We start from the raw sequence: 23,660 nt of genomic DNA on the forward strand, positions 1-23,660 counted from the left end.
CTTAGGCCTCCGCGGCCAGCTTCTTGGCCTTTGCGACCGCTTCGTCGATGCCGCCAACCATGTAGAACGCGGCTTCGGGCAGGTGGTCGTATTCGCCGTCGACCACAGCCTTGAACGACTTGACGGTGTCTTCGACCTGCACGAACTTGCCGCTGATGCCGGTGAACACTTCGGCCACGTGGAAGGGCTGCGACAGGAAGCGCTGGATCTTGCGGGCGCGGGCAACGGTGAGCTTATCTTCTTCCGACAGCTCGTCCATGCCCAGGATCGCGATGATGTCCTGCAGCGACTTGTACTTTTGCAGCGTTTCCTGAACGCGGCGGGCGGTTTCGTAGTGCTCCTGACCGACAACGGCGGGCGTCAGCACGCGCGAGGTCGAGTCCAGCGGGTCCACGGCGGGATAGATGCCCAGTTCCGAAATCGCGCGGTTCAGCGTGGTCGTTGCGTCCAAGTGGGCGAACGAGGTGGCCGGCGCGGGGTCGGTAAGGTCGTCCGCGGGCACGTAAATCGCCTGAACCGAGGTGATCGAACCCTTGGTCGTCGAGGTGATGCGTTCCTGCAGCGCGCCCATGTCGGTCGACAGGGTGGGCTGATAACCCACGGCCGAAGGAATACGGCCCAGCAGAGCCGACACTTCCGAACCGGCCTGCGTGAAGCGGAAGATGTTGTCCACGAAGAACAGCACGTCCTGGCCTTCCTGGTCGCGGAAGTATTCAGCCATGGTCAGACCCGACAGAGCCACGCGAGCACGCGCGCCCGGCGGTTCGTTCATCTGGCCGAACACCAGAGCCACCTTCGAGCCATCCGGGGTCGGATTGCCGTCAGCGTCCTTGGCGATAACGCCAGCGTCCAGGAATTCGTGGTACAGGTCGTTACCTTCGCGGGTACGTTCACCCACGCCAGCGAACACCGACACGCCGCCGTGGCCCTTGGCGATGTTGTTGATCAGTTCCTGAATCAACACGGTCTTGCCCACGCCCGCGCCGCCGAACAGGCCGATCTTGCCGCCCTTGGCATAGGGGGCCAGCAGGTCGATGACCTTGATGCCGGTGACCAGAATGGCCGCTTCGGTCGACTGGTCGATGAAGTCGGGAGCCTTGGCGTGGATCGGGGCGCTCTGTTCGGCACCGATGGGGCCACGTTCGTCGATGGGCGCGCCAACAACGTTCATGATGCGACCCAGCGTCTTGGGGCCGACCGGCACCGAGATCTGTGCGCCGGTGCTCGACACCGGCTGACCACGGGTCAGGCCTTCGGTGGCGTCCATAGCGATGGTGCGGACGGTGTTTTCACCCAGGTGCTGGGCAACTTCGAGCACCAGACGGTTGCCGTTGTTGTCCGTTTCCAGAGCGGTCAGAATCGCCGGCAGTTCGCCGTCGAAAGTCACGTCGACGACGGCGCCGATAACTTGGCTGATCTTGCCAGTGTTGGTGGCCATGGGTTTTTTCCTTGCCTTCTATCTCGTCGTCAGAGCGCTTCGGCGCCAGCGATGATTTCGATGAGTTCGGTCGTGATCGCGGCCTGACGGCTGCGGTTGTACTGAATGGTCAGCTTGCTGATCAGGTCGCCGGCGTTGCGCGTGGCGTTGTCCATCGCGGTCATCGATGCACCCTGTTCGCTCGCCGCGTTCTCCAGCAACGCGCCAAACAGCTGCGTCTTGAGGTAACGCGGCAGCAGCGCGCCGAGGATTTCTTCTTCCTCGGGCTCATACTCGACCACAGCGCCGCCGGTGGCCGCTTCGGCCTTGGGCGTGGGGACGGGGATGATCTGCTGTTCGGTCGGCTCCTGCAGCAGCGCGCTGCGGAACTTGCTGAAGAACAGGTGCGCCACGTCGAACTTGCCGGCCTCATACAGAGCGACCAGTTCATCGGCGATCTTTTCGGCCTCGCCATAACCCGGCTCGCGCACCTCGGTGGTGTCGAACTGGGCCAGAATGGCGTTGGGATATTCGCGACGGATCACCGCGCGACCCTTGCGGCCGACCAGATAGAACAGCACCGTCTTGCCTTCGGCTTCCAGAGCCTGAGCCTTGAGACGGGCTGCCTTGAGGATGTTAGAGTTGAACGCGCCGCACAGGCCGCGGTCCGAATTGGCCACGACCAACAGATGCACCGCATCCTTGCCGGTGCCGGCCAGCAGCTTGGGGCTGTTCTCGCTCACGACGATGCGCGAGGCGATCGAGCCCATCACTTCTGCCAGACGGGCGGCATAGGGGCGTGCGGCCTCCGCCGCGGACTGCGCCTTGCGCAGCTTCGCGGCGGCCACCATCTGCTTGGCCTTGGTGATCTTCTGGGTCGATTTGACCGAGTTGATCCGGCCCTTGAGTTCCTTGAGACTGGCCATAGCCAACTACCTTTCGTAGGGCTGCCGGACTTAAGCGAACTGCTTGGCGAAAGCGTCCAGAGCGGCAACCAGCTTGCCCTTGGCCTCGTCGCCCAGATCCTTGGTGTCGCGGATCAGGGTCAGCAGGTCGGCGTGGCTGTTGCGCAGGAAGCTCAGCAGCTCGGCCTCATATTCGGTGACGCGGTTGGTCGGGACGTTGTCCAGATAACCGTTGGTGCCAGCGAAAATGACGCAGGTCTGCTCTTCAAAGCCCAGCGGCGAGAACTGCGGCTGCTTCAGCAGCTCGGTCAGGCGCGCACCGCGGTTCAGCAGCTTTTGCGTCGAAGCATCGAGGTCCGAACCGAACTGGGCAAACGCCGCCATTTCGCGGTACTGCGCCAGCTCCAGCTTGATCGAGCCCGAGACCTTCTTCATCGCCTTGGTCTGCGCCGACGAACCCACGCGCGACACCGACAGACCCACGTTGATCGCCGGACGGACGCCCTGATAGAACAGGCCGGTTTCCAGGAAGATCTGGCCGTCGGTGATCGAGATCACGTTGGTCGGAATGTAGGCCGACACGTCGCCCGCCTGCGTTTCGATGATCGGCAGAGCGGTCAGCGAACCGGCGCCATTGTCATCGTTCAGCTTGGCAGCGCGTTCCAGCAGGCGCGAGTGCAGGTAGAACACGTCGCCCGGATAAGCTTCGCGGCCCGGGGGACGACGCAGCAGCAGCGACATCTGGCGATAGGCCACAGCCTGCTTCGACAAGTCGTCGTACACGATCACGGCGTGCATGCCGTTGTCGCGGAAGAATTCACCGATGGCAGCGCCGGTGTAGGGCGCCAGATACTGCAGCGGAGCGGGCTCCGAAGCGGTCGCGGCGATCACGACCGAATATTCCATCGCGCCGTTTTCTTCCAGCTGACGCACGATCTGCGCCACGGTCGAACGCTTCTGACCAACGGCGACGTAGATGCAGTACAGCTTCTTCGACTCGTCGTTGCCGGCGTTGACGGTCTTCTGGTTGATGAAGGTGTCGATCGCAACGGCGGTCTTGCCGGTCTGACGGTCACCGATGATCAGCTCGCGCTGGCCACGGCCCACGGGCACCAGACAGTCAATGGCCTTCAGGCCGGTCTGCACGGGCTCGTGCACCGACTTGCGGGGGATGATGCCCGGCGCCTTGACTTCGACGCGGCTGCGCAGGTCCGACACGATCGGGCCCTTGCCGTCGATCGGGTTGCCCAGCGCGTCCACCACGCGGCCCAGCAGACCCTTGCCCACCGGCACGTCCACGATGGCGCCGGTGCGCTTGACGGTGTCGCCTTCCTTGATCTCGGAGTCCGAGCCAAAGATCACGACGCCGACATTGTCGGCTTCGAGGTTCAGAGCCATGCCCTGAACGCCATTGGCGAATTCCACCATTTCACCGGCCTGAACCTTGTCCAGACCGTGGATGCGGGCGATACCGTCACCAACCGAGAGCACCGAACCGACTTCCGAAACCTGGGCTTCGGTGCCGAAATTGGCGATCTGGTCCTTGATGACCTTCGAAATTTCTGCGGCGCGAATTTCCATGTTCAGCCTTTCATCGAACCTTGTGCGGGCCTTAGCCCTTCATCGGCCAAAACCGAAAAGGGCGTTAGCCCTTCATGGCCTGGGCGAGAGAATTGAGACGGGTGCGGATCGAGCTGTCGATCTGCTGGCTCCCGATGCGGACAACGAGGCCACCCAGCAGATCCGGGTCGACGCTCGCCTGAAGCTTGACGGTCTTGCCCTCGCGCGCGGCGAGCTTGGCCGACAGGGCCGACAGCTGCTCATCGCTCAACGGGTGGGCGCTGGTCACCTGCGCCGACACCTCGCCACGGGCAGCCGCCGCGATCGAGGCAAAGGCGACGATGATGTCGCTCAGGGCCGAAAGGCGGCGATTGCCCGCCAACACGCCCAGAAAGTTCTTGGTCAGATCAGACAGGCCCAGCAGGGCGGCCACGCCATCGACCGCACGGGCGGCCGCATCGCGGGTGATCTGCGGATTGCGAATCAGCGCGGACAGATCCTCCGAGCCGGCGATTGCCTGACCCAGCGTCTCGAGATCCGCCTCCACGGCGCTCACGGCGCCCTTTTCACTGGCCAGTTCGAACAGGGCAGCAGCGTAACGCCCTTGCAGACTGGCGGTAATGCCGGCGGAATTCTCCACGCGCGTCGGTCCCCTCTTGCCGGTTCGCCCCATGCCCGCCAGCCTCTTTGCCGGACGGTCAGGAGCCAATAGTCGCTGACGGGTGAACTGCCGCGCAACCTGCGTGACAACCCTCAGTTCGCGGCGCGCATAGCGATGAATAGGAATGGATGCAAGCGGGGCGGGACCATTCCCTCCAATCTGTGCCCCATTCCGATCCCACGGTGGCGCGGATGCACCGCCCCTTTGGCGCGATTGCCCGGATTTTGCGGTTTGCCGGCGGGCGTGCAAGGGGTGGGGTTGCCATGATGTTCCGATTGGGCGCATCATCGTGCCAATGGGGCGGCGCGTCCCGATTCGATTCACCGCGCGTTCAGATCCGCGCGCCTTTGGGAGCCTGCCATGGAGGGGAACCGTAACAGATCCGGGGGTGGTGCGGCAGAGGTGATCCGCCATGCCATCGTCCCCACCGCGTTGGGCAAGGTGTTGATTGCGGCCAGTTCGCGCGGGATATGCCGCGTCGCCTTTGCCGAGGGGGCGGACAGTTTGGCCGCACACTATCCCGGCGCGCGGGTGGAGGCGGGGGCTGATGACGCTTTTGCCGCATGGGTGGCCGCCGTTGTCGCCGTGGTTGAGGGGCGGGGGGATGGGGCGGACGTGCCGCTGGACCTGCGCGGCACGGCTTTTCAACAGAATGTGTGGGCGGCGCTGCGTGCCATTCCGTCTGGTGAAACGCGCAGCTATGCACAGGTAGCCGCCGCCATCGGCCAGCCGGACGCGGCGCGGGCGGTGGGCACGGCCAATGGTGCCAATCCGGTGGCGGTGCTGGTGCCGTGTCATCGCGTCCTGCGCGGCGATGGCGCGATGGGCGGTTACCACTGGGGCGTGGAGATCAAGCGCGCCCTGCTGCGCCGCGAGGGCGTGGCGGTTTAGCCGCCCTTGAATGACGCGGTTTAGCCGCCCCTATACAAAGGAGTATGGGTCGATATCGACGCCGACCCGGACGCTGGCGGGGAATTTCAGCCCGCCCAGCCATTCGCGGATGATCTTTTGCAATTCGGCGCTGCGCCGCGCGTTGATCAACAGGCGATAGCGATAGCGGCCCCGCAACAATGACAGCGGTGCGGGCGCGGGGCCATGCACCGCCACATCGGGCAGGTTGGGCCGCGTGCCGCCAATGGCGCGGGCGGCCTCGCGGGCTTCGGCCTCATCCTCGCTGGAAACGATGATCGCGGCCCAGCGGCCAAAGGGCGGGGCGTGGGCGGCGCGGCGGCCTTCGGTTTCGGCGGTGTAAAAGGCGTCGCGGTCGCCCGCCGCCAAGGCGGCGATCACCGGCGCCTTGGGGTGGCGGGTCTGGATCACCACCTCGCCCGGCTTTTCCCCACGGCCCGCGCGGCCCGCCACCTGCGCGATCTGTTGATAGGTGCGCTCGCCCGCGCGCAGGTCGCCGCCCTCCAGCCCCAGATCGGCGTCGATCACCCCCACCAGCGTCAGTTCCGGAAAGTGATAGCCCTTGGTCACCAATTGCGTGCCCACGATCACATCCACCATGCCTTCCTGCGCGGCAGTGACGAAATCGCCGATCTTTTCGGGCGAGTTCAGCGTGTCCGATGTGGCCAGCAAGACCCGCGCCTCGGGCAGGATTTCGCGCACTTCGTCGGCAATGCGTTCGACGCCGGGGCCGCAGGCGACCAGACAATCGGCCTCGCCGCATTCGGGGCAGGCGGTGGGCATGGGCTGTTCCTGCCCGCAATGGTGACAGGCCAGCCGCCGCGACAGGCGGTGTTCGACCAGCCACGCGCTGCAGGTGTTGCATTCAAACCGATGGCCGCAGGACCGGCACAGCGTCAGCGGCGCGTAACCACGCCGGTTCAAAAACAACAGCGATTGTTCCCCGCGCTCCAGCCGGGCCTTCAACGCCTCGACCAGCGGGGGGGCGATCCAGTGGTTGCGCTCCGGCGGTTGCTGGGTCAGGTCGCAGATCTGGATGTCGGGCAATTGCGCCCCGCCAAAACGGTCGGGCAGGACGATACGCTTATATACGCCCGCCTCGGCCAGAGTCATGCTTTCCAGCGCCGGGGTGGCGCTGGCCAGCACCACCGGGATGCTCTCGAACCGGGCGCGGATCACCGCCACGTCGCGCGCGTTATAGCGCACGCCCTCGTCCTGTTTGAACGACACCTCATGCGCTTCGTCGACGACGATCAGGCCCAGCCGCGCAAAGGGCAGGAACAGTGCCGAGCGCGCGCCCACCACCACCTGCGCCTGACCGCTGGCGATGGCGCGCCATGCGCGGCGGCGTTCGGCGGCCTTGAGGCTGGAGTGCCACAGGACGGGGGTGACGCCAAAGCGGTCCTCGAAACGGTGGAGGAAGTTTTGTGTCAGGGCGATTTCGGGCAGCAGCACCAGCACCTGACGACCCATGCGGATCGCCTGCGCCACCGCCTCGAAATAGGTTTCGGTCTTGCCCGAACCGGTCACGCCATCCAGCAGGAACGGGGCAAAGCCGCTGGTCGCCACCGCCGCCACCATCTCGTCCGCGGCCGCCTGTTGGCCAGCCGACAGGGCAGGGACGTCATGGTCTGGATCGGCGGCGGGATAGGGGCGGTCCAGATCCACCTGCACCGCCTGCAACAGGCCAACCCCCACCATGCCGCGCAGCACGCCTTCGGTCACGCCCGACATTTCGGCCAGTTCGCGCATGGTGGCCTGTTCGCCCGCCAGCCGCTCGATCGCGGCGGCGCGTTGCGGGGTCAGGCGGGCGGGGGGCTGGGCGTCGCTGGCCAGCCGGTATTCGGTCATCGTCCGCCCGCCCTGCAACGCGGCGGTGGAGGACAAAGCCATCCGCGCCACCGAGGCCAGCGAGGCGCAGTAGTAATCCGCCGTCCATTCGATCAACCGCCGCAGTGGCGCAGACAGCGGCGGCACCGGCAAGACCTGCAACAGGTTGCGCAGGCGGTTGTCGCCCACCTCCTCGGTCGGCAGGCGTTCGGGTTCCCACACGATGCCGATGATCTGGCGTGGGCCCAATGGGGCGACCACCACGCTGCCATGCTCAACGCTCATCCCGTGCGGGACGCGATAGTCCAGCACCGGCAGGGCGGCGTTCAACACAAGCAGGCGGGCGCGGGTCATGCCTGTCCTATGCGCAAGCCCGCCGCGCGCGACAAGGGGCCGCTTGGTGCTTGCCCCCAACCCTTGCACCAAAAGGGTGCCGAAAGGGGGCTTGGGTTAGCGCGCGCACCTGCCTATAGGCTGGCCGCCAGCCATAGACAGAATCGCGCCCGCCCTCCCGTGGCGTGACAACCAAAGGGGACACCCCAATGAAGTTCTTCGTCGACACCGCCGAAATCGCCGACATCAAGGATCTGGCCGCCACCGGCCTGCTGGACGGCGTGACCACCAACCCGTCGCTGATCGCCAAGTCGGGCCGCGATTTCCTGGAAGTGACCAAGGAAATCTGCGCCATTGTCGATGGCCCGGTGTCGGCCGAAGTCATCAGCCTGGACCACGAAGGCATGATGCGCGAGGCTGAAATCCTGCGCAAGATCGCCGACAATGTTTGCATCAAGGTGCCGCTGACGATCGACGGCCTCAAGACCTGCAAGGCGCTGACCTCGGACGGCACCAAGGTCAATGTGACGCTGTGCTTCTCGGCCAATCAGGCGCTGCTGGCGGCCAAGGCGGGCGCCTCGTTCATCTCGCCCTTCATCGGCCGCCATGACGACAACGGCTTTGACGGGCTGGACCTGATCCGCGACATCCGTCTGATCTATGACAACTATGCGTATGAAACCGAGATCCTTGCTGCCAGCATCCGCCACGGCGTGCATGTGCTGGAATGCGCCAAGATCGGTGCCGACGTGATGACCGCCCCCCCGGCGGTGATCAAGGGCCTGTTCAAGCACATCCTGACCGACAAGGGCATCGAAGGTTTCCTTGCCGACTGGGCCAAGACCGGTCAGAAGCTGTAAGTTGATATTGTAAAGACGGATCAGGGCATTGGCGGACGAAACTCCTCTCGACAGGTTCAAGGCGGCATTGACGGGCGCATCGCGCGCCATTGCCGACAATCCAGAGGTGGAGATCACATGGACCGCCGATGCCCCGGTTCTGGCCGGCACGCATATGCGCGTGCCGATGCCCGGCCGCAGCATCCCGCGTGCCGCGGCGATGGAGGCGCGCGGTTTTGCCGACAGCTACGCGCTGAAGCTGCATCACCATAATGAGGTGTTGCACCGCCGCAATGCCCCCTCCGAACCCGCCGCCCGCGCCTGTTATGACGCGGTTGAGATGGTGCGGTACGAGGCGATCGGCAGCAATGATTATGCCGGGATGCGCGACAATCTGGACGCGGCGCTGATGGTGCGGATGGGCGCGGACCCGATCACCCGCGCCGCCCGCCCCGAGGAAGTGCCGATGCAGGCCGCGCTGGCGCTGATGCTGCGCGAGAAGCTGACCGGCCAGCCGGTGCCCGAGGCCGCCCGCATGGGCGTCGAGATGATGCGCAAGTGGATCAGCGAACGCGCAGGCGCGGATTTTGACGCTTTGGCCGCCAATTTGCAGGACCAGCAGGCGTTTCAGGCCGTGACACTGGACATGCTGCGCCATCTGGACCTGACCTTGCCTTTGCCCACGGATGAGCCGGGCAATGACGAGGATAATGACGAGGCCGAGGACGAGCAGGAACAGGACGAGGGCGAGGAGCAGGCGGGGCAGGAGCAGCAGCCCGTCGAGATGGCCGCCGAGCGCCGCGAGGGCGATGATCAGGGCGAGGCCGAAGAGCAGACCGAGGTCGACGACGACGCCAACACCGACGAGGAGGCGCAGGAGGCCGAGGAGGGCATGTTGCCCGTCCGCCCCAACCGCCCCTGGACCGATCTGCCCGCCGATTTCGACTATACCGTCTTTAGCGACAAATTTGACGAGGTGGTCTCGGCCACTGACCTGTGTGACGATGATGAACTGGGCCGGTTGCGCGCCTATCTGGACGCGCAGCTCAAGGGGTTGCAGGGCATCGTCACCCGTCTGGCCAACCGTTTGCAGCGCCGCCTGATGGCGCAACAGAACCGCAGTTGGGATTTCGATCAGGAGGAGGGCATTCTGGATGCCGCCCGCCTGTCGCGGATCGTCGTCGCGCCCGGTTCCTCGCTGTCGTACAAGGTGGAGCGCGACATCGAGTTCAAGGACACGATCGTCACGCTGCTCATCGACAATTCCGGGTCGATGCGCGGCCGCCCGATCAGCATCGCGGCGATTTCGGCCGACGTGCTGGCGCGCACGCTGGAACGTTGCGGCGTCAAGACCGAGATTCTGGGCTTTACCACCCGTGCGTGGAAGGGCGGGCAAAGCCGTGAGGCGTGGCTGGCGGCGGGCAAGCCCGCGCATCCGGGCCGGTTGAACGATTTGCGCCATATCGTGTATAAAAAGGCCGATGAGCCGTGGCGCCGGGCGCGCAAGAACCTTGGCCTGATGATGCGCGAGGGGCTGCTCAAGGAAAACATCGACGGCGAGGCGCTGAAATGGGCGCATGACCGCCTGCTGGCCCGGCCCGAGGATCGCCGCATCCTGATGGTGATTTCGGACGGCGCGCCGGTGGATGACTCGACGCTGTCGGTCAATGCGGCGGGCTATCTGGAACTGCATCTGCGGCGAATCATCGACTGGATCGAAAAGAAATCGCCCGTGCAACTGGTGGCGATTGGCATCGGCCATGATGTCACCCGCTATTACCGCCGCGCCGTGACGATCATGGATGTTGAACAATTGGGCGGCACAATGATCGAACAATTGGCCGCGCTGTTCGAGGACGAATAGTTTTTCTTGCCGCGCCCCGCCACCGGGCATAGCCTTCGTAAAAATACGGAGGGGCTATGGCGGGGCAACGGAGCGGTCGCAAGGTGCTGTGGGGCCTGATTGGGGCCTTGTGGCTGGCAACAGGCGGGTGGGCCAGTGCCCAGCCGAGGCCAGCGACCGTTGCTGTTCAGCCTGTGCCTGTAACGCCTGATTCAGCCACGCCTGGGCGCGCGCTGATCCTGCCCGCGCTTTCTCCGGTGCGGATGGTGCTGTTGTCCGAATTGTCCAGCGCGCGCAACCGGCCCGGCGATGCCTTTCCGGTGCGTCTGGCCGCGCCTTTGGTGGTGGGCGGTGTAGTGGTGGTGCCTGCTGGCGCGCTGGGCGTGGGCGAGGTGGTCGAGGCCAAGCGCGCCACCAATGGCGGCGGGCCGGGGGTGCTGATCATCGCGGTGCGCTATATCGAACAGGGCGGGCGGCAGATCCGCCTGCGCTCGACCGAGGCGGAAACGGTGGGCGAGGACCGGGTCGCGCAGATCGACCGGTCAACCACCCGGCATTCGCTGTTGGCGGTCAGCCCCACGGCGGCCGCGCGCGGGATGATCGGCGCGGTGACCAAGGGCGGCGAGATCGCGCTGGGCGCGGGCAGCGGCATCATCGCGCGCACCATGGAGGCTGTCGATTTCACCCCGCCGCCGCCCCCTGTCGCGATAGAGCCGCCGCATCCCGCGCGGCGCCCCAATGGCCTGCCCATGCCGCCGCGCGGATCGGGGCTGGTGGTGTTCTTCCGTCCCGGATCGATGAATTGGGCCGGGATCGGCTGCACGGTCAAGGAAGAGGGGCAAAAGGTCAGCTCGCTGGGCAATGGGCGCTGGTTTGCCATGGTTGCGCGGCCGGGCCTGCACACGTTCCGGGTGACGGGGGAAACCACGGACGAATTGCGGATGGAGGTGGAGCCGGACGAAACCCGCTTTGTCGTGTGTCGCATGCGGATGAGCGCGCTGATCGCCCGCCCCTTTATCCGCCCGGCCGATGAGGGCGAGTTTCTGGGCCAGCGGCTGAAGCCGGTGGATGCTGATGACATGGGCGCGGCCCAGCCCCATGGCTATGCCCTGCGACCCGACCGTGTGCCCGATGGACCGATTGGCCCGCCGCGCCCGTGAACACTTGACGTTTGGGGCGCGGCTTGCCAACCGGCAGGGCATGAGTGATGCCAGTCCCTTGCAGCTGTTCAACAGCCTGACCCGCCAAGTCGAACCGTTCCAGCCCGTCCATGAGGGCGAGGCGCGCGTCTATTCCTGCGGGCCAACGGTCTATAACTACCCGCATATCGGCAATATGCGGGCCTATGTCTTTGCCGATGTGCTGGGGCGGACGCTGTCGTACAAGGGGTACCGGCTGACGCATGTGATCAACATCACCGATGTTGGGCACCTGACCGATGACGCCGACGCGGGCGAGGACAAGATGGAAAAGATGGCGCGCCAACAGGCGCAATCCATCTGGGACATCGCCGAGCATTACAAGCAGGCCTATTGGGCGGACATTCGCGCGCTGAACATCCGTCAGCCCGCCAAATGGACGATCGCCACCGATTACGTGCCGCAGATGATTGAATTCGCGCAAAAGATCGCGGACAAGCATTGCTATCAACTGGACAGCGGGCTGTATTTCGATGTGTCCACGGTGGCCGATTACGGCCGTCTGGCCCGCGCCCAGACCGAGGATGGCGAGGGCCGGATCGAGGCGGTCGATGGCAAGCGCAATCAGGCCGATTTTGCCATCTGGCGCAAGACGCCCGATGGCGAGAAGCGGCAGATGGAATGGGATTCCCCGTGGGGCCGTGGCGCGCCGGGCTGGCATCTGGAATGCTCGGTCATGTCGGGCGAGGTGCTGGGCTTTCCGTTCGACATCCACACCGGCGGCATTGACCACCGCGAAATCCACCACCCCAACGAAATCGCCCAGAATCAGGCGGTGTGCTGCACCGGTGGGCTGGACGAGCCCGCACATTCGGGCGCGCGGATGTGGATGCACAACAATTTCCTGGTCGAACGCAGCGGCAAGATGAGCAAGTCTTCGGGCGAGTTCCTGCGGCTGCAATTGCTGATCGACAAGGGCTTTCACCCGCTGGCCTATCGCATGATGTGCCTGCAGGCGCATTACCGGTCAGAGCTGGAGTTCAGCTGGGACGGGCTGAACGCGGCGTTGGTGCGGTTGAAGCGGCTGTTGATGGCGGTGAGCCTGTTGCGGACGCAGGCCGGGGCCGAAACCGCCGAGGCGTGGGGGCCCAAGATTGCCCCCGCCATGGACAAATTTGCCGCCGCGATCAGCGATGATCTGAACACGCCGGTCGCGCTGACCGCGCTGGAGGAGGTGATCGCCACCAAGAAGGTGCCCGCCGCCGAAAAACTGGCGGCCATTGGCGTGATCGACGGCGTGCTGGGGCTGAACCTGATGGAGCTGGCGCGTGAGGACCTGCGCCTGCGTCCCAAGGCCGCCACCATCACCGAGGACGCGATCGAGGCCATCCAGGCCGAGCGCAAGGCAGCGCGGGCCGAGAAGGACTTTGCCCGGCTGGATGCCCTGCGCGACGAACTGGGCACGCAGGGCGTGGCGGTGATGGATGGCGATCCGTTGGGCTGGGAATGGAACCTGGCGTTTTTCCTGCAGGGGTGATGGCGGGTGTGATGGCCCGCGCCGGTTATGGTCAGCCTATGGCCGGCGGGGCAGCACGCTCAGCCGATAGGGCAGGTAGAGGAACACCTCGCTAGGCCCGCTGCGGGCCCATTCGACCGGGGCCTGCAGGTTTTCGATCTGCACGGCATAGTCCGGCCCGACGCGCGCCGCCATGGCGCGGGCGTCGGCGGCGATCGCCTCGCTGATGGCCGGGCGGTACTGGTCGGGCCCCACGACCGAAAAGGTCAGGTCATCGACCGCCTCGATCTGGGCGCGGCCAACCGGGGTTACGGCCTTTAGGAAAGCGGTGATGCGCGCCTGCGCTTGCTGCGCCGTCATGCCCGCCGACAGCGGCGCCTTGACCAGAAAGGTGATCTTGGCGCTGTCGGGGCGGCTGTCACGCTGAATGCCCAACGCCGAGACATTGGCGGCGGTCAGCGGTTGCAGCACCTCCTCGCCAAAGGCCAGTTGCAGGCCCTGCTTGCCCGCCAACGCCACCGCGCCGCGCACCATCGCGTAAATTTCCTGCTCGCGCTGGGCGGAATCGCGGGTGTCGCCGCGCACCACCACGCCCTGCACCGCAAAATCGGCCTGACGGCGCAGACCGATGGCGGGCATCTGTGGGCTGTAATCGTCGGAAGAGCGGCGGCGGGCGGTGACGATCACCTCCATGCTGCCCAGATCCTGCGCGCTGGCCAGTGATGGCGCGATCAGTGCGCCTGCCAGCGCGGCGGTGATGAAATGTCGCATGCTTGTCCCTCCCACGTGCGGCCGTTCTGTTGGCGCTGTGGCGGGAGGGTGTGGGCCGGGGCGCGACCTGTCAAGCCGCGCCAAATGTCAGATATCGGCCAACAACAACAGCTCGCATTCCACGACCATGCGCGGGGCGGGGATCTGCCATTGCGTCACTTCGGCCACCACGGCGTCGGCCACCAACTGGCCGCGAATGGTGAATTCATGTTCGGGCAGGGTGGCGATCAGCTCGTCTGCGGCGGCGATGCCGTCCACGCCGTTGAACTCCAGCGTGACGGTGTGGCGCGTGCCGTGAAAGGTGGCGCTGGCCCATGGACGTTCTGCGTGGCTGATCAATTCGGCCTTGTCGCCCGCCAGCCGCAACAGCGCGTGCAGCAGTTGCAGCGAGGGATGGCGCAGCCGTGCTCCACGCGCGCCGGCCCCCACCGGCGGCAGATCGGGCTGCGGATGGCCGAACAGCGGCTGGTGGCTGGGGGTGTTGCGGGCGTCAAAGCGCATGGGTGGTCTCCGTGGTCGCGGTGTTCTGATGATGGGTGGTGATAAAGGCGATGATGCGCCGGGTCAGGGCCGGGCGCGGCTGACGGCCATTGCGCATGTCGCCCACCAGACGCGGATCGTGCGCGACGATCCGGCCAAAGCGGGTCCAGCTCATGCCGGACTGAAGCAGAAAATTCTCGATCTGAAGCAGCAGCATTTTGCCCCTCCTGTTCTGATTCGCTGTGTTCAGTGTTTGTTCTCATATCTGGAGGGGGTTGTCTAGGAAATTTCCTATGGTATGTTCGCCGTTATGGAACAGATTGATCCTCGGGCAAATTTGCTGAAGCTGTCGGCGGACAAGGGCGTCAGCCTGGCGTCCCTGTCGGCGCTGATTGGCAGAAATTCGACATATTTGCAGCAATTTGTACGAAAGGGTAGTCCGCGTAAGCTGGAGGAGGACGACCGGCGGACGCTGGCGCGGTTCTTTGGCGTGGCCGAATCGGAACTGGGCGGAACGGGCGATTCTGTGCAGGAAATTTCCTTCGAACCCGCAGCGGCAGGGCGGCAGCGTTCTGTTGCGCCCGCAAAACCGCCCGTGCCCGCGCGGCGCCCCATGGCCGAATGGTTCGATGTGCCCCGGCTGGAACTGGGTGCCTCGGCAGGGCCGGGCGCCTTTGCCGTGGGCGAACAGGCGATTGGCGCGCTGCGCTTTGCCGCCAGTTGGCTGCGCGGGCAGGGGTTCGATCCGGCCATGCTGACCGCGATCGCGGTGACGGGTGATTCGATGGAGCCCACCTTGCGCGATGGTGACGAGATCCTGGTCGACCGCACTCCCCGCCCGATGCGTGACGGCATCCATGTGGTGCGGGTGGGCGATGGCTTGCTGGTCAAGCGGCTGGATCTGGCGCAGCCGGGGCGGATCGGGCTGATCAGCGACAATCCCGCCTATCGCCCGCTGGATCTCCCCCGCGAAGAGGTGGCGATCATTGGTCGCGTTGTGTGGAAGGGCGGGCGGCTATAGCCGTCAAAAGGCGGATTGGATCGGCGCCCGGCCTATTGTATCGGGCGGGGCATGACTGATGCTTCTGACATGCCGATGCGCATCCACACCATCCCCGTCACGCCGTTTCAGCAGAACTGCTCGCTGATCTGGTGCACACGCAGCATGCGCGGGGCGCTGATCGATCCGGGCGGCGATCTGGACCGGATCAAGGCCGAAGTCGCCCGTCTGGGCGTCACCATCGAGAAGCTGTTGATCACCCATGGCCATATGGACCACTGTGGTTTGGCGGGGGTTTTGGCCGCCGATATCGGCGTGCCGATCGAGGGCCCGCATGAAGGCGACCGTTTCTGGATCGAGGGGCTGGATGATCCCCACACCCGCATGGGGCTGGAGGGGCAAAGTTTCGAGCCCGACCGCTGGCTGAGCGATGGCGATACCGTCACGGTGGGCGATCTGACGCTGTCGGTGATCCATTGTCCCGGTCATACGCCGGGCCATGTGGTGTTTTATTACGCCCCGTTCAAGCTGGCGATTGTGGGCGACGTATTGTTCAAGGGCAGCATCGGGCGCACCGATTTCCCGCAGGGCAACCATCAGCAATTGCTGGATTCGATCACGGAAAAACTGTGGCCGCTGGGTAAGGATGTGACCTTTGTCCCCGGTCATGGCCCGCACAGCACCTTTGGTCATGAAATGCTGACCAACCCGTTTGTCGGCGGCCGTTACGGTTGAACGGGTCGGGCGGGGGCGGTATGTGCGCCCCCGCTCGCGTCATCAGATACGGCCCATGGTGGCCAGTACCGCGACCACCACCAGCGTCAGTTGCGTGATGATCGCCGTGGCCATGCCGATAGGGCGCCCCGCCTTGAACCGGCCGTCCATGCCAAAGCCATGCGCCACCCGGCCCAGCATGAATGCCGCGCCCAACGGCGCCAGCCACACCCCGCCCTTGCCGGCCAGTTCGACCAAGGCAAAGAGAATCAGGGTGATGGGCGTCTGTTCGATAAAGTTGGCTTGCGCCCGCATGCGCGCGATCAGCTGCGCATCGCCCGCGTCACCAATGAATATCTTTTTTGCCATGCGGATCTGGCCAATCCGCGTCGCCAGCCAGAAATTGACCACGGCGGCGGCCCCGCTCAGGCATAAAGTGGTGGGTAACAGCTGCATTGTGGCCCTTTCCTTGGCAGTGCGGCAGGGGCAGGGGTGGCACAACGGGCGCGCCCTGCCGCAACATTTCTTGCGCGATCTGCGCTCGATAGAGCAGAGCCGCTTGCATGACACGCGAAATTCGCTATAGGCGCGCCTTCGCATCCGCCCATCGCTTCATGCGGCCCAGGGCGGCTTTTTGTGTCTGACTCGTATTTTCAGGAACAGGTGCCGAAATGGCTGTCCCCAAGCGGAAAACCTCCCCCTCTCGTCGCGGCATGCGTCGTAGCCATGACGCGCTGAAGGTTGAGGCCTTCCATGAGTGCTCGAACTGTGGCGAACTGAAGCGCCCGCACAACCTCTGCCCTTCTTGCGGCCATTACAATGGTCGCGAAGTGATCGCGGTCGGTCTCTGATCCGTCACGTATAAGCAGGGGGAAGTCACGCCATGAGTCTGCCGCGTATCGCTGTGGATGCGATGGGCGGGGACGATGGCGTGCGGACCATGGTCGCTGGTGCGGCCATGGCGCACGAGCGCGACTCGCGCATTCGTCTGCTGCTCGTGGGGGATGCCCCACGTCTTGAAAAAGCGCTCGATCGCCATCCCACCCTGCGGGGCGGGGTGGCCGAAGTGCTGCATGCCGATGATGTCATCAGCGGCGAGGAAAAGCCCAGTCAGGCGCTGCGCCGGGCCAAGAGCACCTCGATGGGCATGGCGATCCATGCGGTCAAGGATGGCTCGGCCGGGGCTGCGGTTTCGGCGGGCAATACCGGCGCGCTGATGGCCATTGCCAAGCTGGCGCTGCGCACGATGCCCGGCATCGACCGGCCCGCGCTGGCCGCCATTCTGCCCACCTTGCAGCCCAGCGATGTCGTGATGCTGGATCTGGGGGCCAATACCGAATGTGATTCGCGCAATCTGGTGCAGTTTTCGGTGATGGGGGCCTGCTATGCCCGTATCGTCAACAACCAGCAGGTGCCGCGCGTCCGTTTGCTGAACATCGGCACCGAGGAAATCAAGGGCACCGAGGATCTGCGCGAAGCGGCCGCTGTGCTGAAGGACGCGGCCGAGCGCCTGTCGATGCGGTTTGACGGTTTCACCGAGGCGGACAAGATCTGTCGCGGCGAAATGGATGTCGTTGTCACCGACGGCTTTACCGGCAATGTCGCGTTGAAGGCGGTGGAGGGCACGGCGCGTTTCGTGGGTGACCTGTTGCGCCGCTCGTTTGCCAGCTCGCTGCGGTCCAAGATCGGCTTCCTGATCTCGCGCCCGGCGACCGAATTGCTGAAGCATCATCTGGACCCGAACAACCACAACGGGGCATTGTTCCTGGGGTTGAACGGGATCGTCGTGAAAAGCCACGGCAGCGCCAACGCGCTGGGTGTGGCCAACGCCGTGGGCCTGACCGCGCGGCTGCTGGAGGAAAACCTGAACGAGCGCATTGCCGCCGATCTCGCCCGCCTTGGTGGTGCAGAGACGCTTCGCAGCCCCCGCAAGGTCGCCGGCGAGGCCGCCCAATGAGCGGGCAGGGCACCGTGCGGCGCTCGGTTTTGATCGGCACCGGCAGCGCGCTGCCGCAGCGCTGTGTCAGCAATGCCGAAATGGCGGCGATGGTCGACACCACGGATGAGTGGATCGTCGAGCGCACCGGTATCCGTCAGCGCTATATTGCCGGGGAAGGCGAAACCACCGCCTCGCTGGCGATCGATGCGGCCAAGGCTGCCTTGGCTGCGGCGGGCGTGGAAGGCGGCAGCATCGATCTGATCGTGCTGGCCACCGCCACGGCCGAGCAGACCTTTCCCGCCACCGCGACCATCGTTCAAAACGCCATCGGCGCCAATGGCGGCATCGCCTTTGACGTGGCGGCGGTGTGCTCGGGCTTTGTCTATGCGGTGGGTGTGGCCGATTCCATGCTGCGTTCGGGCATGGCCCGGCGCGCGCTGGTGATCGGCGCGGAAACCTTCAGCCGCATTCTGGACTGGGAAGACCGCACCACCTGCGTGCTGTTTGGCGATGGCGCGGGCGCCGTGGTACTGGAGGCGCAGGACAGCGCGCAGGACGGCGGCGCGGGCATTCTGGCCACGCGCCTGCACGCCGATGGCGCGCATAACCAGTTGCTGTTCGTCGATGGCGGGCCCAGCACGACGCAAACCGTCGGCCACCTGCGGATGAAGGGGCGCGAGGTGTTCCGCCACGCCGTCACCAATCTGGCCAGTGTCGTGGGTGAGGTGCTGGAAGATGCCGGGCACACGCCCGATGACATCGACTGGCTGGTGCCGCATCAGGCCAATGCCCGCATTCTGGAGGCGACCGCCAAGAAGCTGAACATGTCGCCCGACCGCGTTGTGGTGACGGTGCCCGAACATGCCAATACCTCGGCAGCGTCTGTGCCGCTGGCGCTGGACACGGCGGTGCGCGATGGCCGGGTCAAGGCGGGCGACCTGATCCTGATCGAGGCGATGGGCGGCGGCTTTACCTGGGGCGCCAGCCTGATCCGGGTCTGATCCGGATCCTTTCGTTCCAAAATGCCGGATTTTTGGCGCTATCCCGTCTGAAAAGATGGCGGGATGGCATTGTCTTTTCTTACCATTTTGCTATCCCTTCGAGTCGGGAGGGTCTGGAAAGAAAGGCAGGGAGGCGATATGCGCTCCATGAGTACCCTTACGCGTGCCGATCTGGCGGAAGCGATGAATCGCCGTCTGGGCCTGTCGCGGACAGACTCTCTGGCGATGGTTGAATCCATCCTTGAAATGATGACCGAGGCGCTGGCCACTGGTGAGAATGTCAAGATCTCGGGTTTTGGCACGTTCCTGTTGCGCGACAAGAGCGAGCGCATCGGCCGCAACCCCAAGACCGGCGTCGAAGTGCCGATCACGCCGCGCCGCGTGCTGACCTTCCGGGCAAGCCAGATGTTGAAGGACCGCGTCGCCAACGGTTGATGGCGGCGTATGTCCGCGATGAAGGCTTTGCGGCATGACTGAAAACGCGATGACCCGGGACGGGGCGGCCGATGCTGTCCCGCCGGTGGATCTCGGCTATGACCCGGTGGGTGACGCCGCCTCTCCGGCCGAGGCGGTGCTGGAGGCGCTGGCCATGGATGGCAAGTTGCCCTCGGCATTCCGCACCATCGGTGAGGTGTCGCGCGCCTTGATGCTCAAACCCCATGTTCTGCGCTATTGGGAGGAACAGTTCCCGATGCTGCGCCCGGTCAAACGGGCTGGCGGGCGGCGGCTGTACCGGCCGCAGGACGTGACGCTGCTGGCGCTGATTGACCGGCTGGTGCACACGCAGGGCTATACCTTGCGCGGGGCGCGGCAATGGCTGGAGGGTGAGGGGCGCGACCTGTGGAGCAAGCGCCACGCCGGACGGCTGGCGACAGAGGTGGCAGAGCCTGCGCCCGAAGTGGCCATGCCGCAGAGGTCGGAACCGATCACCGTTTCGGCGGCGGTGCTGACACCTGCTCCGATGCCCGCGCAGCCCGTTCGTGATGACCGGTTGTTGCAGGAAATGCGGCAATTGCGCGCCCGGCTGGCACAGGCATTGTCCAGCGACGAGGGGCGTTAGCTGAACACTTCTGGCCCCAGCGCGGCGTCCAGATCGCGCGGACGCATCAGATGGACCAGCCGCGCTTGCCGCTCGTCCAGATCGGCCCAACGGTCGATGTCGATGTCCAGCACGGCAAAGGTGGCGGTGGGAAATTTCGCCTCGACCACATCGCGCAACGGGCTGCTGCCATCGTCGGGCACCAGATCAAAGATCAGATCCTCCAGCCCCGGATTATGGCCGACCATCAGGATGGTGTTCAGCGTGTCGCTTTGTTCGCGCAGGACGTCCGCCAGCGAGGCCGAAGACGCCAGATAGATCCGCCGGTCCCATGAGATGGGAAAACTGTGGCCCGCGTCCATGCCCGCACCAGCGGCTGCCATTTCGATCGTCTGGGCGGCGCGCACGGCGGGCGATGACATCACCTTGTTCCACACCATGCCCCGTTCCGCGCAGTAATCGCGGATGTGCCGCCCCATCAGCGGCGCGCCCAATTGCCCGCGCCGGTTCAGCGGGCGGTCAAAATCGCGCGCCCGCGCGTCCGACCAATCGGATTTGGCATGACGGAAAAGGCCTAGGGTTTTCATCGTAATACATCCGGATCTTCGGGAACATTCTGCACATCGGCGGGCGTGATCGCACGGCCAGAGACACCGGCGCGCACCCGTTGTAAAGCCTCATCCAGCGACAGGCGATGCACCGGCGCCGCTGCCGGAAAGGCCGAGAGCAGGCGCGAGGGGAACGCGGCCGACAGGACAACGAAATGGCCATGGTCCTCCCGGCCACGGATCAACCGGCCGAACGCTTGCGCCAGACGGGCGCGGATGATGCGGTCATCATGCGCCTGACCGCCCGCCGGATAGGCCGCCCGCCGCGCGCGGTGCAGGATCGACGGCTTGGGCCATGGCACCTGCTCCATCACCACCAGCCGCAGCGAATGGCCCGGCACGTCCACCCCATCGCGCAAAGCATCCGTGCCCAGCAGGCTGGCGCGCGGATCATCGCGGAAGATATCGACCAGCGTGCCGGTGTCGATCGGATCGACATGCTGGGCAAACAGCGGCAGGCCTTCGCGCGCCAGACGGTCGGCGATGCGGCCATGCACCGCGCGCAGGCGGCGGATCGCGGTGAACAGGCCCAGCGCGCCGCCGCCCGATGCCTCGATCAACCGGGCATAGGCGTTGGCAAGGCCGGGAATGTCGCCCTTGGCAACATCGGTGACGATCAGCACTTCGGCCTGTGCGGCGTAATCGAACGGGCTGTCAAACGCCGCCAGCAACGGCGCGCGGGTCAGATGTGCCGCGCCGGAGCGGGCGATGGCTGCGTCCCAATCGTCGGGTCCATCCCGCCCATGCCCGTCGCGTAACGTTGCACTGGTCATCATCACGCCATGCGCGCCGCCCAGAACCGTGGCGGCAAAGGGCTGCATCGGGTCCAGCCAATGGCGGTGAATGCCAATATCATATTCGCGCGCGTCCACCCGGTCCACCGCCAGCCAGTCGACAAAGGCCGGATCGGCTGGCCCACCCAGCCGCGCCAGCAACGCCTCCCACGCGGCAATTAGGTCCACCCGCCAGGTCAGCGAGGCGCGGGCGCCCTCGATCCGGGCGCGGCCCTGGCCGTCCAGCCAATCGGGCGGATCGGTGATGATCGCCTCCAGCCGCGCGCCCAGACGCATCAGCGGCTGGCGCAGCGCTGCAAGGGCTGCCTGCGCATTGGCGGCGGCCTCCAGAAACGGGCCGTCCAGCCCGGCGGCCTCGGTCTCCAGCGCATATCCCGCGTCCTGACCGCCACTTTCGTCGCGGGCAAAGACGCTGGTGCGCGCCGCTGCCAACAGTTCCTCCAACGGGCCAGAGGGGTTGCCCTCGACCACGCGGGCCAGCCAGCCTTCACCGGGCAGCGCCTCGGCGGCTTCGAGCGCGGCGGTGATCGCGGCCGCGCCGTCCTCGTCATAGCTGGAGACATCGGCCAATCGCGCCGACAGTCCACGCCGCCGCCCGCGCGCCGCCTTTTCCGGGCCGATCACCCAGCGGCGCAATTCCACGCCCTCGCTGCCGGTCAGTTCGGCGGCAAAGGTGGAATCGGCGGCCTCGAACACATGGTGGCCTTCGTCAAAGATGATGCGGGTGGGGCGCTGCGCCGCGTCCTTGCCGCGCGCGGCGTTGACCATCACCAGCGCGTGATTGGCAATCACCAGATCGGCCTCGGCGCTGGCGCGGGCGGCGCGTTCGATGAAGCATTTGCGGTAATGCGGGCACCCGGCATAGACACATTCGCCGCGCCGGTCGGTCAGCGATGTGATCGCGCGCTGGCGGAACAAGGTGCCCAGCCAGCCCGGCAGATCGCCGCCGATCATGTCGCCGTCCTGCGTATAGGCCGCCCAGCGCGCCACCAATTGCGCCAGCACCGCCGCCCGCCCGCCAAACCCGCCCTGCAGCGCGTCCTCAAGGTTCAGCAGGCACAGGTAATTCTCGCGCCCCTTGCGCACCACCACCGCCTGTCGCCCGGTCGCCGGGGCCGGGCCCCAGACGCGGGCCGCCTCGCGGCGCAATTGGCGTTGCAGCGCCTTGGTATAGGTGCTGACCCAGACGGTGCCCTGCGCATGTTCCGACCACAGCGAGGCGGGCGCCAGATAGCCCAGCGTCTTGCCCGTGCCGGTGCCAGCTTCGGCCAGCAGCATGTGGGGGCTGCGGTCGGCCGGATGGGCCCCGGTGGCGCGCGGGGCAAAGATCTGCGCTGTCGCCTGTGCATAGGCGCGCTGGGCCGGGCGGGGTTCGGCGGTCACGCCGGTGATTTCGGCCAGACGGTCATGCACGGCCGCATCGGGCAGGGTGATTTGCGCGGGTTGGGGGCGTTCGGGCGTTTCGTCCCATTCGGGCAGGCGGGTGAACAGCCAGCGTTCGGCACGCAAGGGTTTGGCAATAGCCCCCTGCAACAGCGTGGCCCAAGGCCAGCGCAGGCGGATCAGCCCTTGCAGCGATGTCCATGCGCCCTCGCGCTCGGCCCAGTCGGGCGCGGCGCATTGGGCCAGCAACAGCGCGGCGGCCTGCTGGTAAAAGGCGGGGACGGCGCCATCATCGGCTGGCTCGGCAAGGCCCAAGGCATGGGCCAGCCCCTTGGGCGTTGGCACCACAAACCGCGCCGGGTGGACAAAGGCGAACAGTTCCAAAAGGTCCAGCCCCGACAGGTCGGGATAGCCCAGCCGGCTGGCCACCAGCGGCGCGTTCAACAGCAACAGCGGCGTGTCGGCGGCGGTGATGATCGCCTCGCCCTTGCCAATCGGGCGGGTGGCCATGGAATCGGCGCTGCGTCCCTCGCGCAGCCAGCAGCCGCCATGGCTGGCGTGCAATGCGGGCAGGCCCAAAGGGGGCGGCAGCGCGGCGGCGTCATCGGCAGGGGGCAGGGCGTTCTCGTCCATCGCCTGTGCTGATGCCGGGCGCTGCACGCAAAGTAAATCCGGCGCGCGGTGTTTGTCCGCCGTGCAGCGCTTAGCTGAACAGGATGCGTTCGATCAGGCTGGGGCTGTGCTGCATCGGGCGGATCGGGCCAAAGCGGCGCAGACGGTCGCGCGGGTCCAGCGGTGGCGGGGCGGCCTTGGCTGTGGCGCGCGGGGATGGCGTGTGGGTTTGGTACGACATGGCAACAACCTCACCAATGGCCGGATGCGGCCACGATGGACACAAGGTGACACAGGCTGGCTTGCCGCAGGGTTAATCACAGGCCTCGCAGAACACGCAGGAAGGGCCGCCCCGCGCATTGATGCT

Annotated in this window: 24 protein-coding genes; 12 read left to right on the forward strand and 12 right to left on the reverse strand. The window is 65.7% G+C overall.

Going from position 1 to position 23,660, the window contains the following annotated elements; genetic code table 11:
- Nucleotide 1: 1 nt before the first annotated feature.
- The 4 genes from atpD to GTZ99_RS04075 form a co-directional block, all read right to left on the reverse strand.
- Nucleotides 2-1,438: a F0F1 ATP synthase subunit beta gene (gene atpD, locus GTZ99_RS04060; protein WP_161716969.1), complete on the reverse strand. Its 1,437-nt coding sequence runs from the start codon at nucleotides 1,436-1,438 to the stop codon at nucleotides 2-4.
- 29 nt (nucleotides 1,439-1,467) lie between these two features.
- Nucleotides 1,468-2,343, reverse strand: a complete 876-nt coding sequence (locus GTZ99_RS04065; protein ID WP_161716970.1) for a F0F1 ATP synthase subunit gamma — start codon at nucleotides 2,341-2,343, stop codon at nucleotides 1,468-1,470.
- Between the two features lie 30 nt (nucleotides 2,344-2,373).
- Nucleotides 2,374-3,903 (reverse strand): F0F1 ATP synthase subunit alpha, encoded by a 1,530-nt coding sequence (atpA, locus tag GTZ99_RS04070; RefSeq protein WP_161716971.1) that lies wholly within the window; start codon nucleotides 3,901-3,903, stop codon nucleotides 2,374-2,376.
- A 64-nt stretch (nucleotides 3,904-3,967) separates the two neighbouring features.
- Complete coding sequence (locus GTZ99_RS04075) at nucleotides 3,968-4,522, reverse strand: F0F1 ATP synthase subunit delta (RefSeq protein WP_161716972.1); 555 nt, start codon at nucleotides 4,520-4,522, stop codon at nucleotides 3,968-3,970.
- A gap of 381 nt (nucleotides 4,523-4,903) precedes the next feature.
- Between GTZ99_RS04075 and GTZ99_RS16950 the strand changes: the two genes are divergently transcribed.
- Entirely contained in the window at nucleotides 4,904-5,434 is a 531-nt protein-coding gene (locus GTZ99_RS16950; protein WP_161716973.1) for a methylated-DNA--[protein]-cysteine S-methyltransferase, read from the forward strand.
- Between the two features lie 30 nt (nucleotides 5,435-5,464).
- On the opposite strand, the gene GTZ99_RS04085 is transcribed toward GTZ99_RS16950, so the two are convergent.
- Entirely contained in the window at nucleotides 5,465-7,636 is a 2,172-nt protein-coding gene (locus tag GTZ99_RS04085; RefSeq protein WP_161716974.1) for a primosomal protein N', read from the reverse strand.
- Nucleotides 7,637-7,824: 188 nt separating this feature from the next.
- On the opposite strand from GTZ99_RS04085, the gene fsa reads away from it, so the two are divergent.
- From fsa to cysS, 4 genes are all read left to right on the forward strand, one after another.
- Nucleotides 7,825-8,475, forward strand: coding sequence for a fructose-6-phosphate aldolase (gene fsa, locus GTZ99_RS04090; protein WP_161716975.1), 651 nt, complete (start codon nucleotides 7,825-7,827; stop codon nucleotides 8,473-8,475).
- A gap of 28 nt (nucleotides 8,476-8,503) precedes the next feature.
- Nucleotides 8,504-10,318 carry a cobaltochelatase subunit CobT gene (cobT, locus tag GTZ99_RS04095; protein ID WP_161716976.1) on the forward strand — a complete coding sequence of 605 codons (1,815 nt, stop codon included), beginning with the start codon at nucleotides 8,504-8,506 and terminating at the stop codon, nucleotides 10,316-10,318.
- A 173-nt stretch (nucleotides 10,319-10,491) separates the two neighbouring features.
- On the forward strand, nucleotides 10,492-11,457 hold the full coding sequence (locus GTZ99_RS04100; RefSeq protein ID WP_161716977.1) for a hypothetical protein: 966 nt from the start codon (nucleotides 10,492-10,494) through the stop codon (nucleotides 11,455-11,457).
- A 40-nt stretch (nucleotides 11,458-11,497) separates the two neighbouring features.
- Nucleotides 11,498-12,973 (forward strand): cysteine--tRNA ligase, encoded by a 1,476-nt coding sequence (gene cysS, locus GTZ99_RS04105; protein ID WP_161716978.1) that lies wholly within the window; start codon nucleotides 11,498-11,500, stop codon nucleotides 12,971-12,973.
- A 36-nt stretch (nucleotides 12,974-13,009) separates the two neighbouring features.
- On the opposite strand, the gene GTZ99_RS04110 is transcribed toward cysS, so the two are convergent.
- The 3 genes from GTZ99_RS04110 to GTZ99_RS04120 all read right to left on the reverse strand — a co-directional run bounded on the left by GTZ99_RS04110 (nucleotide 13,010) and on the right by GTZ99_RS04120 (nucleotide 14,420).
- A complete protein-coding gene (locus GTZ99_RS04110; RefSeq protein ID WP_161716979.1) occupies nucleotides 13,010-13,723 on the reverse strand; it encodes a TonB-dependent receptor in 714 nt (237 codons plus the stop codon).
- A gap of 87 nt (nucleotides 13,724-13,810) precedes the next feature.
- On the reverse strand, nucleotides 13,811-14,224 hold the full coding sequence (locus GTZ99_RS04115) for a hypothetical protein (protein WP_227711049.1): 414 nt from the start codon (nucleotides 14,222-14,224) through the stop codon (nucleotides 13,811-13,813).
- Nucleotides 14,214-14,420 (reverse strand): hypothetical protein, encoded by a 207-nt coding sequence (locus GTZ99_RS04120; RefSeq protein WP_161716980.1) that lies wholly within the window; start codon nucleotides 14,418-14,420, stop codon nucleotides 14,214-14,216. The genes GTZ99_RS04115 and GTZ99_RS04120 overlap by 11 nt, the downstream gene beginning before the upstream one ends.
- 93 nt (nucleotides 14,421-14,513) lie before the next feature.
- On the opposite strand from GTZ99_RS04120, the gene GTZ99_RS04125 reads away from it, so the two are divergent.
- The gene (locus tag GTZ99_RS04125; protein ID WP_161716981.1) at nucleotides 14,514-15,224 is read left to right on the forward strand and encodes a S24 family peptidase; all 711 of its coding nucleotides are present in this window, start codon (nucleotides 14,514-14,516) and stop codon (nucleotides 15,222-15,224) included.
- Between the two features lie 51 nt (nucleotides 15,225-15,275).
- Entirely contained in the window at nucleotides 15,276-15,938 is a 663-nt protein-coding gene (locus GTZ99_RS04130) for an MBL fold metallo-hydrolase (RefSeq protein WP_161716982.1), read from the forward strand.
- A 42-nt stretch (nucleotides 15,939-15,980) separates the two neighbouring features.
- Here the strand turns inward: GTZ99_RS04130 and GTZ99_RS04135 are convergent, their stop codons facing one another.
- The gene (locus GTZ99_RS04135; protein WP_161716983.1) at nucleotides 15,981-16,373 is read right to left on the reverse strand and encodes an MAPEG family protein; all 393 of its coding nucleotides are present in this window, start codon (nucleotides 16,371-16,373) and stop codon (nucleotides 15,981-15,983) included.
- 215 nt (nucleotides 16,374-16,588) lie between these two features.
- On the opposite strand from GTZ99_RS04135, the gene rpmF reads away from it, so the two are divergent.
- The 5 genes from rpmF to GTZ99_RS04160 all read left to right on the forward strand — a co-directional run bounded on the left by rpmF (nucleotide 16,589) and on the right by GTZ99_RS04160 (nucleotide 19,917).
- Complete coding sequence (gene rpmF / locus GTZ99_RS04140; protein WP_161716984.1) at nucleotides 16,589-16,768, forward strand: 50S ribosomal protein L32; 180 nt, start codon at nucleotides 16,589-16,591, stop codon at nucleotides 16,766-16,768.
- A gap of 32 nt (nucleotides 16,769-16,800) precedes the next feature.
- Complete coding sequence (gene plsX / locus GTZ99_RS04145; protein WP_161716985.1) at nucleotides 16,801-17,874, forward strand: phosphate acyltransferase PlsX; 1,074 nt, start codon at nucleotides 16,801-16,803, stop codon at nucleotides 17,872-17,874.
- Nucleotides 17,871-18,857 carry a beta-ketoacyl-ACP synthase III gene (locus GTZ99_RS04150; protein ID WP_161716986.1) on the forward strand — a complete coding sequence of 329 codons (987 nt, stop codon included), beginning with the start codon at nucleotides 17,871-17,873 and terminating at the stop codon, nucleotides 18,855-18,857. The genes plsX and GTZ99_RS04150 overlap by 4 nt, the downstream gene beginning before the upstream one ends.
- A 138-nt stretch (nucleotides 18,858-18,995) precedes the next feature.
- Nucleotides 18,996-19,292 carry an integration host factor subunit alpha gene (locus GTZ99_RS04155; protein ID WP_161716987.1) on the forward strand — a complete coding sequence of 99 codons (297 nt, stop codon included), beginning with the start codon at nucleotides 18,996-18,998 and terminating at the stop codon, nucleotides 19,290-19,292.
- A gap of 34 nt (nucleotides 19,293-19,326) precedes the next feature.
- Complete coding sequence (locus GTZ99_RS04160; RefSeq protein ID WP_320076626.1) at nucleotides 19,327-19,917, forward strand: MerR family transcriptional regulator; 591 nt, start codon at nucleotides 19,327-19,329, stop codon at nucleotides 19,915-19,917.
- Here the strand turns inward: GTZ99_RS04160 and GTZ99_RS04165 are convergent.
- The 3 genes from GTZ99_RS04165 to GTZ99_RS04175 all read right to left on the reverse strand — a co-directional run bounded on the left by GTZ99_RS04165 (nucleotide 19,914) and on the right by GTZ99_RS04175 (nucleotide 23,534).
- Nucleotides 19,914-20,483 (reverse strand): SixA phosphatase family protein, encoded by a 570-nt coding sequence (locus tag GTZ99_RS04165; protein ID WP_161716988.1) that lies wholly within the window; start codon nucleotides 20,481-20,483, stop codon nucleotides 19,914-19,916. The two genes, GTZ99_RS04160 and GTZ99_RS04165, sit on opposite strands and share 4 nt — an antisense overlap.
- On the reverse strand, nucleotides 20,480-23,314 hold the full coding sequence (locus tag GTZ99_RS04170) for an ATP-dependent DNA helicase (RefSeq protein WP_161716989.1): 2,835 nt from the start codon (nucleotides 23,312-23,314) through the stop codon (nucleotides 20,480-20,482). Before GTZ99_RS04170 ends, GTZ99_RS04165 begins: the two co-directional genes overlap by 4 nt.
- 70 nt (nucleotides 23,315-23,384) lie before the next feature.
- Nucleotides 23,385-23,534 (reverse strand): hypothetical protein, encoded by a 150-nt coding sequence (locus GTZ99_RS04175; RefSeq protein WP_161716990.1) that lies wholly within the window; start codon nucleotides 23,532-23,534, stop codon nucleotides 23,385-23,387.
- Between the last annotated feature and the right edge of the window lie 126 nt (nucleotides 23,535-23,660).

The organism is Novosphingobium ovatum (assembly GCF_009909235.1).
GTDB lineage: Bacteria > Pseudomonadota > Alphaproteobacteria > Sphingomonadales > Sphingomonadaceae > Novosphingobium > Novosphingobium ovatum.